The sequence below is a fragment of the Bacillus paramycoides genome, assembly GCF_001884235.1.
Classification (GTDB): Bacteria; Bacillota; Bacilli; order Bacillales; family Bacillaceae_G; genus Bacillus_A; species Bacillus_A paramycoides.
The window spans coordinates 1-11,146 of the sequence record NZ_MAOI01000142.1 but is presented as its reverse complement, the minus strand read 5'-3'; the positions used below and the strand labels follow the sequence as shown (position 1 = coordinate 11,146).

12 protein-coding genes and 1 pseudogene are annotated in these 11,146 nt (G+C 30.3%); 11 read left to right on the top strand and 2 right to left on the bottom strand.

Annotation, left to right across the window (positions count from 1 at the left end; all coding sequences use genetic code 11):
- The 10 genes from BAU28_RS28765 to BAU28_RS28720 all read left to right on the top strand — a co-directional run.
- Nucleotides 1-1,073, top strand: a 1,073-nt coding sequence (locus BAU28_RS28765) for a plasmid recombination protein (protein WP_071721405.1), incomplete at its 5' end; no start/stop codon positions are given.
- Between the two features lie 242 nt (nt 1,074-1,315).
- Entirely contained in the window at nt 1,316-2,005 is a 690-nt protein-coding gene (locus tag BAU28_RS28760; protein ID WP_071721403.1) for a Rep protein, read from the top strand.
- Between the two features lie 638 nt (nt 2,006-2,643).
- A complete protein-coding gene (locus BAU28_RS28750; RefSeq protein ID WP_070141134.1) occupies nt 2,644-3,204 on the top strand; it encodes a helix-turn-helix domain-containing protein in 561 nt (186 codons plus the stop codon).
- 226 nt (nt 3,205-3,430) lie between these two features.
- A complete protein-coding gene (locus BAU28_RS30650; RefSeq protein ID WP_165615208.1) occupies nt 3,431-3,607 on the top strand; it encodes a hypothetical protein in 177 nt (58 codons plus the stop codon).
- Between the two features lie 241 nt (nt 3,608-3,848).
- On the top strand, nt 3,849-4,751 hold the full coding sequence (locus BAU28_RS28745; RefSeq protein WP_071721402.1) for a WXG100 family type VII secretion target: 903 nt from the start codon (nt 3,849-3,851) through the stop codon (nt 4,749-4,751).
- 30 nt (nt 4,752-4,781) lie between these two features.
- The gene (locus tag BAU28_RS28740; RefSeq protein ID WP_002124228.1) at nt 4,782-4,976 is read left to right on the top strand and encodes a hypothetical protein; all 195 of its coding nucleotides are present in this window, start codon (nt 4,782-4,784) and stop codon (nt 4,974-4,976) included.
- Between the two features lie 29 nt (nt 4,977-5,005).
- Nucleotides 5,006-5,290 carry a DUF4176 domain-containing protein gene (locus BAU28_RS28735; RefSeq protein WP_002112675.1) on the top strand — a complete coding sequence of 95 codons (285 nt, stop codon included), beginning with the start codon at nt 5,006-5,008 and terminating at the stop codon, nt 5,288-5,290.
- 21 nt (nt 5,291-5,311) lie between these two features.
- Nucleotides 5,312-5,593 carry a hypothetical protein gene (locus BAU28_RS28730; protein ID WP_071721400.1) on the top strand — a complete coding sequence of 94 codons (282 nt, stop codon included), beginning with the start codon at nt 5,312-5,314 and terminating at the stop codon, nt 5,591-5,593.
- Nucleotides 5,594-6,069: 476 nt separating this feature from the next.
- Nucleotides 6,070-6,630 carry a MerR family transcriptional regulator gene (locus tag BAU28_RS28725; RefSeq protein WP_071721398.1) on the top strand — a complete coding sequence of 187 codons (561 nt, stop codon included), beginning with the start codon at nt 6,070-6,072 and terminating at the stop codon, nt 6,628-6,630.
- Nucleotides 6,631-7,462: 832 nt separating this feature from the next.
- A complete protein-coding gene (locus tag BAU28_RS28720; RefSeq protein ID WP_071721396.1) occupies nt 7,463-9,187 on the top strand; it encodes an ABC transporter ATP-binding protein in 1,725 nt (574 codons plus the stop codon).
- 49 nt (nt 9,188-9,236) lie between these two features.
- Here BAU28_RS28720 and BAU28_RS28715 read toward each other — a convergent pair whose 3' ends face one another.
- Both BAU28_RS28715 and BAU28_RS31235 read right to left on the bottom strand, forming a co-directional pair.
- Entirely contained in the window at nt 9,237-9,431 is a 195-nt protein-coding gene (locus tag BAU28_RS28715; protein WP_071721394.1) for a hypothetical protein, read from the bottom strand.
- Between the two features lie 47 nt (nt 9,432-9,478).
- A pseudogene (locus BAU28_RS31235) lies at nt 9,479-9,595 on the bottom strand (tyrosine-type recombinase/integrase); the annotation flags it as partial.
- A 1,094-nt stretch (nt 9,596-10,689) separates the two neighbouring features.
- On the opposite strand from BAU28_RS31235, the gene BAU28_RS28695 reads away from it, so the two are divergent.
- Nucleotides 10,690-11,146 (top strand): plasmid recombination protein (locus BAU28_RS28695; RefSeq protein ID WP_208610985.1); only part of this gene is annotated, 457 nt, incomplete at its 3' end.

The following is an 11,146-nucleotide window of genomic DNA, read 5'->3' as shown; positions in this document are numbered from 1 at the left end:
TACATGATGATGAAGCAAATCCGCATTTACATATTAACTATGTACCGAATTTCGAAAGTAGTCGAGGATTAACGAGACGTGTCGGAATGGATAGAGCCTTGCAACAACAAGGTGTAGAAGGAACGGGAAGAAAGTTAATTGCACATTGGAGAGAATTAGAAACGGCTTATATTGAGCAATTGGCTAAAGAGCACATTCTGAATTTTGAACGTGCTAATGTAGGTTCTCATAAGTACATGAAAGTCCGTCAATACAAGGAATATGCAGAAGCGAAGTCAACTATTGAAAACCAAGTACAAGAAAAAGAAACACAGTTACAAACGATTGATCATTATTTACAAAATGTTGAAGAGAAAACAAACCAATTACAAGTAGCGAAAAAGAGCATGGAAAGTGATGTCGTTGATAAGTACAAAGAATTAGAAATAGTAAAGCAACAAGTAGAGAGTGAAAGTGAAAAACTGCAGCTAATTGGCCAGCGTCAGGTAGAGTTAGAAAAAAGAGTAGAACAAATGCAAAAAGAATTAGATAGTGCTACGGATCAAGTGCCAAATGAACCTGTTGTGATTCCGTTTTTGCATAGAGAAGTAATAATAGAAGTACAAGATAAAATGTTTGGGAAAGCTGAAATCACGAAGAAACAGACAAGAAATTATGTATTATCACTGGAACAATATCAAGAATTTACAAAACAAGTGAATGCAGCAGTTACTATAAAAAAAGATTATGAGCGTTTGAAACAAACAGATTTTGTACAAGAAAATGAAGGCTTACGATTGGCTGGAGAATATTTAACACAAGACAATAAAGAGTTAAAAGTAGAAAATAAAAAGCTAGAAAAAGTAGTTGGAACGTTAAACATTGAAATAAGCTCATTAAAAGCCCATATAAGAGATTTACAGACAAATATAAAGGTTTTATATCAACAAACTAAAAAAGTCTTTAAAGATCAATTTGAGGTGATTAGAGGGCTTGTGAAAAATGAATTAGATAATAAGGGGGTAAATAATCAATTTGAGCGTGAATATAAGAGAGAAATGAATAGTCAGAGAGGATATGACATGGAGCGTTAGAAGGTTTTTTGAAAAAATTAGTAAATTTTTTAGGGAAACTTTGTTTGATAACCTTTTGAGAGGATATGTGTGATAAAATTAAAAACGAGCCATGCTGGAACATGGCTCGTTTCAAAGGGTATTCAATGAAAATACCTAAAATTTAAATGTCTGGTTATAGATTATCATAATTTGATTCATAATCAAATAGCAAAAAATAGGTATTTTTGTTGTTTCCCTCAATTAGAGGAGGAATTGACATAATGAAAGATGAAAATGAACAAACTTTAGGACAAGCTTTAAATCAAGCTAATAGAAATGCTAGAAAAAGAGATTTTGAGAAAGATGGAAAACAAAGAGATGAGGCTGAAGAACTTAAAAAATCTCTTTTACAACAGTTAAAAGAACTAACTGGAGAAGAACATTATGTAGGAACTAATAAAGATCCATTTGCTGGGGAACCTTTCAATCAAGTAATGCATAGAAATTTAGATTTATTGAATAGTATTGGTTATTTAACTCAAGCAGAAGAAAGTTTTTTATTTAGAATTCAAGCTTATTTGGAATTTAGAAGTAATGTCATTATTTGTAGAGATGATAAATTTAAAAAGAAACGAAAGAGCGTTGAGGATGATTTTGAGTTACCAAGAGCGGCAACTGTTTCTGAAATTGCTGAAATGATAGGGAAATCAAGGCAAAAAACATCAACTGTTATGAATTCATTAAAGAAAAAAGAAATTTTACTTAATCCAGAAGGTGCAGGACAAATTATTGAAAATGGTCGAACTGTAAGTCCTAGAACATGGATAGTAAATCCTTACATAATGATTTGTGCACCTAGAAAAAATGAAGTGAAACTTGATAAATTAACGATGAGATTGTTTCAACATTCTTTGAAAAATCTTAAAGATCAAAATGGTAAAAAAGTAAAATTACCAGCTAGATTTTTTTAGACTGTATCAAATTGATACAGTCTTTTTTTATGTGCTTTATCCATTATTTAGGTGTCACGAAAAGGTGACAAAAAACAAAAAAGTGTCACCTTTTCGTGACACCCTAAAAAGTGCATTAAACCCAGTTATATCAAGGGATTTACATACTTTTTGTAAATGCTCTCTATTATCACTATTATTAAAGGGCTAAAAGTTCCGCAAGGAACAGGTAGTATTTTTGAGCAAACAACGCTCAAAAATCTCCACCCTCATAATAAAAAAAGTCGGTTCGTTAATCCTCACCTAAAAGCTAATGCTTTTCTTTTTTTATTATGTCCTTGCAAAACTTTTTTCGGCGGGTTTTTAGCTTTCGCCAAGCCGAACAGACCAAAAACGGGGTTAAGTTGCTCGACTTGGATCAGCAATTATACCCGCCGAATCGCTAGTTCTATCGATTTAAATAATAAGCTTACTCCATATTCAGTTACGTTAAGTTCCTGGGGGCTATCCCCCAGACCCCCAGCCAGCACTCACACCCAAAAACAGGAGTGAATAGCATGATAAAACATTTTTACATCTTAAAATCACGTTATTATAAAGAAATTTGGTAGTCTTTAATTAGCCTTTAACTTAACCTCAAACTTAAGGGAGATGTATAAATGAACATTGGTAGACAGATACAATATTTTCGTAAACGGGATAATATGTCCCAAGAGGAGTTAGCAGAAAAAATTCATGTTTCCAGACAATCTATTTCTAACTGGGAAAATGAAAGAAACTATCCAGATATTCATAATTTACTAATGATGAGTATTCTCTTTAATGTCTCCCTGGATGATTTAGTTAAAGGAGATGTAAAGATCATGAAAGAAGAACTTCAAAAATCAACTTTTTTTAAGTGGAGTTACATCATGTTAGCATCAATGATTATACTTCCTATTTCTATTGCACCTGTATTTTACTTTTTTGGTTATTATGGTCTTATAATACCTTTGGTACTTACGATTTTGCTTATGTTTTCATCACAGCAAGTTGAAAACATAAAAAAAGAGCATAATTTAAAAACTTATCGTCAAATAGTTGATTTTATAGAGGGAAAACCTGTAAGTGAAGTAAAGCCTAATATAAAAGACAAATTATTAAAAATAGGTTTGATGCTTGCAAGTGCTTTAATTAGTTATAGTTTGATTTATTTAGGATTGAGTGTATTTGGAAGATAACTTAGAAAACTATTAAAAGTCCTCCGAATTGTTTAACTGGAGGACTTTCGTATTTACATAATTATTGTTATTGGCAGCAAGGACAAGGTGAAATTGTCTTTGCATAACATGATTTTTGTTTTGATACAATTTGATTATCTCAGATGGGTATTTACCTTATTTACTTTTAGATATTGGACGCATATCTTAATTAAGAATTCTAGAGGATAGGGAGGAGGGCATACACATGGAAAGACAAACACCTATTTATGGGGCATCTCCGTATTACGGAAGTCACTATCCTTATCATCCATACCACGTAAGTTATTATCCGTATCATCACCATCATTATTATCCATACCAGCATGTGGGTTATAATCCATATCATCATCACCATCATCATGGATATCCTAGCAGTTATTAATGTAAAAACAAAAAACATCAAAAAAGAGGGTACTTCTTGGGTCCCTCTTTAAATATTTTTAGTTTACATAACACACGTTATCAGTAGCAAGATTTTTATAGAATCCTTGTAGAGTGGGGAGTTATATCGAAAAAAAATTTGTAATTTTATTTTTATCTTGATTTTTTTGAAGAATTAACCAATTATATTAATGGGGAATTTAAATATTTTTATTAATGATTTGAAATAAGGGGGGATATAGATGACTGAAATTAAAATTAAACCAGAAGAGTTAAGGAATAAAGCGAATATTTTTAGAAACGCGATTTCTGAATCTAATGAGCGACATAATAGGATTCTTGGAGAACTTTTAAATCTTCAAATGAGATGGATAGGTGCTTCTAGTTTATCTTTTTATAATGATTTACCTAGGTTAAATAAAGGTCATGAATCTCATATTCAGTCTTTAACTAATATAGAGAATGAGTTAAAGCGTATTGCTGATAAGTTTGAAAATACGGATAATAATTATATTTCTTCTAAATTGAAGAGCATGGTTAATACGAATTCTAATTCAAATGATCATTTGAATTTTAAAGAATCTGGTGCAGTAGTTGGGGATCCAGGTAAAGATAGTAGTGCTTTTGCTCAAGTGTTAAAGTATGAAACAGATATACAACTTCCTAAAAATGTTAGTACTTTTTTTGGTGATTTAACCTCTTTTGATAAAATTGGTGGAGAGGCAAAAGGTGCACTGATAGATGCTGGTTTTAAAGCAGGAGATTTTACGATTCATGAACAAGTGCTAAGAGGCGAAGTTAAAGCTCAATTTGGTGGAGGCATAGGTGGAGAGGCAAAGATTGCTGGTACATTTAATGATATTGGTGTAGATCATGAATATGGGAAATTGCACGGTAAACTTGGAGATGCTGAACTTGGTGTCGTAGCTAAAGATGGTTATTATGGTTTTAGTGCAAAAGCTGATTTAGCTAAGGTTGAAGGAGAAGTTAAAGTACCATTACCTTTTACTGATTGGAAAGTAGTCGTCGGTGGAGATGCGGCTTATGGTAGTATAGGTGGAGAGGCTAAATTTGGATTGAAAAATGAATTAAGTGTTGGCCTTGGTATTGGTTTGGGAATAAAGTTTGGCGTAGAGAAAGGTTAAATTGTTGTATTCATTAAGGAGGAATAGTTTTTGCTTTCATTACAGGTATTTAGGAAGATTTTAATTATTTTTGGTCTTATTGCTGTTCCTTTTAGTTTATTAGCCCTTTGGTTTGGAGCAGATGCTACATTTAAAGAGAAAATGATGCTATCTTTAATTTTCGGTATAGTTATGCCATTAACTGGTTTTATTTTTTATAAAATCACGTCTTTATTTTTAAAGTAGCAATTATTTTTATTTAGGAGGAACTTTGTATGGAAAATGTATATATACCAAAATTACCGATTGGAAATGAATTATTACCTATTGGTTCTGTAGTTTTTGTAGAAGAAATTAATCAATCTCTTATGATTTATGGAAGAAAACAACAACAATCTGATAATAAATTATGGGATTATGTTGCTTGTCCATATCCTCATGGTAATTTATCAAAAGAATATAATGTATTTTTTAATCATAACCAGATTGTTCATTTATTATTTAAGGGTTTTGAGACAGAGGATGAATTAGAATTAAGAAAAAAATTATCTGAGCTTTAATGAAAATGGAGAATATATTATATGATTTTAGGGGTTTCATATTTTGATATTTTTTGTATTGTAGTGATTGTCTCGTTTTTCTTCATTTTTTGGAGATTGAATGTATGGTATAACAAAAAACATAATGTTCCTAAGGTTTTTCAATGGTTTCCTAGAAAATGGGGTAAAAGAAAAGTTTCAGAGCATTTATCACAATTAAATGAAAAGCTAGCGGCTGAAGGTAAAGGTATTTGGGTTACAATCTATGCTATAGATTTATATATTGTAACTATTCCTTGTACAGTCAAAAAATATAAATCTTAATACATATAGTTAAAAAAAAGACCTTTTAATTTAAAATAAAAGGTCTTTTTTTTTATAAATTTTAGAAGTAATTTGCTGACGCTATCCTATGTATATTATATACATGTCTGGTTGACATAACGTCTCATTATCGGTAGCAAATACTTTGATAGAATCTTTGTGTTTATGGGATTCTTTTTTTCTTTTCTAGTAAAATTGATATGCATGATTTTATACATGGTTGATATAGCGGAGATTCTAGGGATCCCCACTATTCTTTTTTTGCATAAAATCTTGTATATAGAAAAAAGATTTTGGTGTTATTATCGAGAAGTAATACATATCGGTGTTAAAATCGGAATGTATTCCGAAATTAAATCGTTTTTAAAATCGGTTTTCATATCGGTTGCAAGTACATTCCGATTTTGATTGGAATGTTGATTTAATCGTGTTTTTTAAGTAAAAAACGTATTTCGTTTTTGGGGGAGGAATGAAAATTGGAACTAAAATCGGAAATGCATACACCGAAAATTGTTGCGGATCTTTTAGGGATCACACCCGATTTGTTAAAGGTATGGTCAAACGAATTTAATATACAAACGGAGCGAAGTCAGGGAGGGCATCGCAGATACTCGAAAGAAAATATAGAAGAATTAAAAGCAATAAAAGAAAAAATACAGGCGCAAAAATGGTCTTACGATCAAGTTCGGGCATGGCGAAACGGAGAACTGGATTCGTTTGTTTCAAAAGAAGAAAAATCAGAATTAGAAAAGAAATTGAATGAAGTATTAGAAAATCAACAGTTACAAAATCAATTTAATCAAGTACTCGTTCAAAAATTGCAAGAAATTACGAATGAATTGGTTACGACAAAAGAGCATTTAGCGAATACGGAGAAAAAGTTAACTGAAGTAGAAGGTAAAAACAGTGAATTAGAAGTTTTTATAGAGAAGAAGCTAGAGAAGCGAGATCAGTTATTGCTTGAAAATATTAGAGATATGCAGGCGCAAAATCAGAAACAAAAACGGAAAGGTTTTTTCGGTTTGTTTAAAAAGTAAATTTGGTCGGTATTTTATGTAGGGTTCTAATGTCGGAAAAAGAAGAATAGAAATATAGCATATGGCATACATACAATAAGGAAATGCAGTATAGATCAGTCTACAAGCATTCCCTTGCTATAAACATACCTTGTTCTTTAGTATTTTTTATTGTTTTTATGTTGTTTTTTGTTGTTTTTATGTGATTAAATGGTATTTTTTTCATAAAAATGTTGAAATGTGGTTTTAATATGGTAATATATTGGTATTGATTCATTAAAATATCATTAGAGCGTAGGTATTAATATTGGTATTAAAATTATCAAAAAGGTGCCGGTAAAAAGAAATAATAGTTTACTAAGTAATTCTATTATTTTTTTGGATAATCGTTAAATTTTTATATTTTATAATTGTGTTAAAAGAAGGCAATTCTTTATTAATTGTCTTTTTTCGGCATGAAAATAAGTTATAAGTAATAAAAAAAAGCAACAATAATCATTGTTGCTTTTCTTACTAATTATTTTTTCTTGATAATTTTAACAACAACTTTAACACCGATTTTAATAGCGATCCCCATTTATAACACCCCTTTTTAAATATTATACATAGTTTTATATTTACTTTTTGAAATGTAAAACTAACTTTTTAAATATTAACATATAATGTTGTATATTTAAATGGTTTTTTTCTTTTTTATTACAAAAAAAGAAAAAAATTGAAATAAAACTATAAATTTCTATATTTGTTCCGTATTTCGCTCTATAATGATAAAATGGTATTTTGTGTTTACAAGAATTATATTGTTCTGTTCAAATAGTATTTAAATTAAGCAATTTAAAGGAGTAATCAGAATATGGAAGAGGAAAATAATTTTTCAATTAAGAAAATGTGGAAGATAACTAATCCTTCTAAAATTCATTTTATCTCAGGGTTAGTATTATCTATTGTTTCAAGTGTAATTTCATTGATAATACCTTTATTAATAAAAGATATAATGGATGAACTTTCGAAAGGTATATCTTTTGGTTTAATAAGTCAAATTGCTATTTTATTAATTTTGGAAATAATTTTTTCAGCTTTTTCTCTTTATTTACTATCTAAAGTAGGGGAAGAAATAGTGAAAAACTTGCGTGATAAACTTTGGGAGAAGTTTTTAAAATTACCTGTAAAATATTATAACGATAATAAATCTGGTGAGATGGTAAGTAGAATAACTAGTGATACTACTGCAATAGTGAATATTATTTCATCTGAAATTGTTGATTTAATCACGAGTTGTATAACATTAATACTTTCTTTAATTATTTTGTTTACGTTAGATGTTCCAATGACATTGGTTTTGATTTTAGTAGTACCGATAACCCTTTTTATTGTAATTCCTTTGGGAGAGAAGGTATATGATCTTTCTTTTCAAGAACAAAATAAAATGTCTCAGTTGACGGCTTATTTATCACAGACTCTTTCTGAAATAAAGCTTGTGAAATCTTATAATACTGAATTGAAAGAAGCGGAAAATGGCAAAAAACATTTTGAGTTTCTTTATAAGAATGGAATAAAGAGGGCTAAAATTAATTCTATATTAACTCCAGTTTTAGGGACATTTACTACTTTAGTTTTAATTGGTGTAATAGGTTTTGGTGCCTGGAGGGTAGATCAAGGTCTTATTAGTTCTGGTGAGTTAGTAGCATTTTTATTGTATTTGTTTCAAATTATGTCTCCTTTTATTCAAATGAATCATTTTTTAACGAGTTTTCAAGAGGCAAAAGGATCTATGAAAAGATTATTTGATATTTTAGAAGAAGAAGAGGAAGTTCAAGTTGTTACTAAAACATGTATTGAATCTCCAACACAATTAGAGTTTAAAAATGTTTCTTTTAGATATGATGAAAAAGAGAATGTTATTGAAGATATTTCATTTAAAATTAAGAAAGGATCTCTAACAGCACTAGTTGGACCAAGTGGTTCTGGAAAAAGTACGGTATTCTCGTTAATAGAAAGATTTTATGATCCAACTAATGGAAATATTTTATTAGATGACGTATCTTATAAAAATATACATGTAGAAGAATGGAGACAGAAATTTAGTTATGTTTCGCAAGATACTCCAATTTTTTCAGGTACAATTAGAGATAATATTTTATATGGAAAAAATGATAAGGTTACAGATGATAAATTGATAGAAATTGCAACATTTGCAAATGCACATGAATTTATTGTTGATTTATCGGATGGTTATAATACGGAGGTAGGAGAAAGAGGTAATCAACTTTCAGGTGGACAAAAACAACGTATTGCTATAGCTAGAGCTTTAATGCGTGATGCTGATTTTCTGTTATTAGATGAGGCTACAGCAAATCTAGATTCTGATTCAGAAAAACAAGTACAAAAGGCTATAAATACATTAATTCATAAACAAACAACTTTTGTAATAGCACATAGATTGTCTACTATTGTAGATGCTGATCAAATTATTGTATTAGAGGATGGTAGAATCACAGGTTTTGGAACTCATGATGAGTTATTAAGTGATCATGAGTATTATCAAAAAGTTATTAAACAGCAATTTGAAAGACAATAATTTATAAATTATTTCAAAGTAAAAAAAGAGCAAGTATTTGCTCTTTTTTTTAGTTGATTTTATATATTATTACTATTAAACAGATAATAATTATTAATCCTATATTACCACCTATTTTAAATTCGTATTTTTTTTTTGTATTTCTATTTTCTTTTAAAATTTGAATTTCTTTTTCTAACTTTTCTATATAAATCTTTTGTTCTTTTATTTCATTTGTATGTTGAGTTTCAATATTATGATTCATGTTATATTATCCCCTTTTGTAAATTGATACATATAGATTTTATTATATCAAATATAAAATGCATCTAGAATATTGTCTTTCTCTTCTTTATTGATTCCAATGTATTTGAGTGTAATTTGTGGTGTGCTGTGATTAAGTATATTTTGCAACATGGCTACATCTTTTTTTATTCATAGATTTCTAAACTCTTTATGTATAGTGTTTTGAATGTATACTTTTATTATATAAATTGAGGATATCAGGAGATTCGGTGAGAAGTCAATGTTTAAGGGGGAATGAATGTAAACTAATATTCAAAAGTTTACTTTCGTTTCCGAAAGAGGTTTTTGTTAATTTTATATGCGTTGAAAAATACAGAGGATCTAGAAATGTCATAAAATCTCTTCTTTTTGCATTAGAATTAGTAAAAATAATCAAATAGAGGAGTATATATGAACATTAAAAGGAGAATTTTATTTACAACAATAAGATACTTATGTTGGTCAATTGGTTTAGCTATCTTGACTTTTAATGACGGAGACTCAATCTTATCTACACTATTTTTTCTATTAGGCATAATTACCATATATATTGAAGACTACGCATTGGATCATAGAAAAAATTTAAAAAAACAGTATAAAGAAATCTTACCAATAGCTATTATTATTCTAATACTCTTTATACCTATGACGAAGGGATTGAAAATTTCGTTCTTCCTTTTATTGCTTACTATATCTTATTTTTTATCATTACAACAAATATTTAAGGAAAAGAGGCTGTGAAATAATTGCAGCCTCTTTTCCTTATTAAAGATAGATAAAGGGTTTAATGAGCGGATTATATGAATATGCAGTGGGAAAACGAGGGGAAAGCTAAGACGATTAATAGACGTCGTTGCATGTGTTGGTCAATCAAAACGGACCTAGCGAAGCGAAGGGAGTATTTGACTTGACCAACTGGACTACACCCGAACCCTCTTGGCATTGAACAAACTACTGTTTGTTCTTGCCAACCGGCGAGGGAGCCCCTCAAGGATTGAGGGGTTGGGGAGTTCGAATAATGGGGTCTGGGGAAGAGTTCCCCAGTGGGTTTGGGCAAAGCCCAAGGTTTTGTTTTTGCCACGTGAAATGTGGCTCGGCAAAGCCGAAAAGCGTCGCAGACCCCTATCGATTTTGATGCGAAAGCGTCAAAATACGTATAGGGTTACTTTAATTGACTCCATTTCGTCGCTTTGCTAGACTTATGGTATCAATTAATCTAGGGAAAGTGGTGGCATTTTATGTTGGGTTCTATCTCGTTTAATCAATCTCACCAAAGTTCATTAAGCCATAATAACAGAGAAAACATTCATGGGAATCCTGGCATAGATCCAGCCAGATTAGATGAGAATATTTTCTTTGTTCAAAAGGACATCCGAAGTGTATACAAAGATGTCTTTCAAGAAGCAGTGGACAAGTATAACGAGAAACAAAAACGGAATGACCGTAAGATTGATGACTATTATAACAAAATACATAAAGACGATAAGACACATGAGCAACGAGAATTGGTTGTAGCGATTGGGGAAGGTAAAGACGACCCAAAGTATAGGGAAGCTAAAAAAGAAGCACTGAAGCGTTATGCTGAAGTGTTTCAAGAGCGAAATCCAAACCTAGCGGTTTATAACATGGTTTTACATGATGATGAAGCAAATCCGCATTTACATATTAACTATGTACCGAATTTCGAAAGTAGTC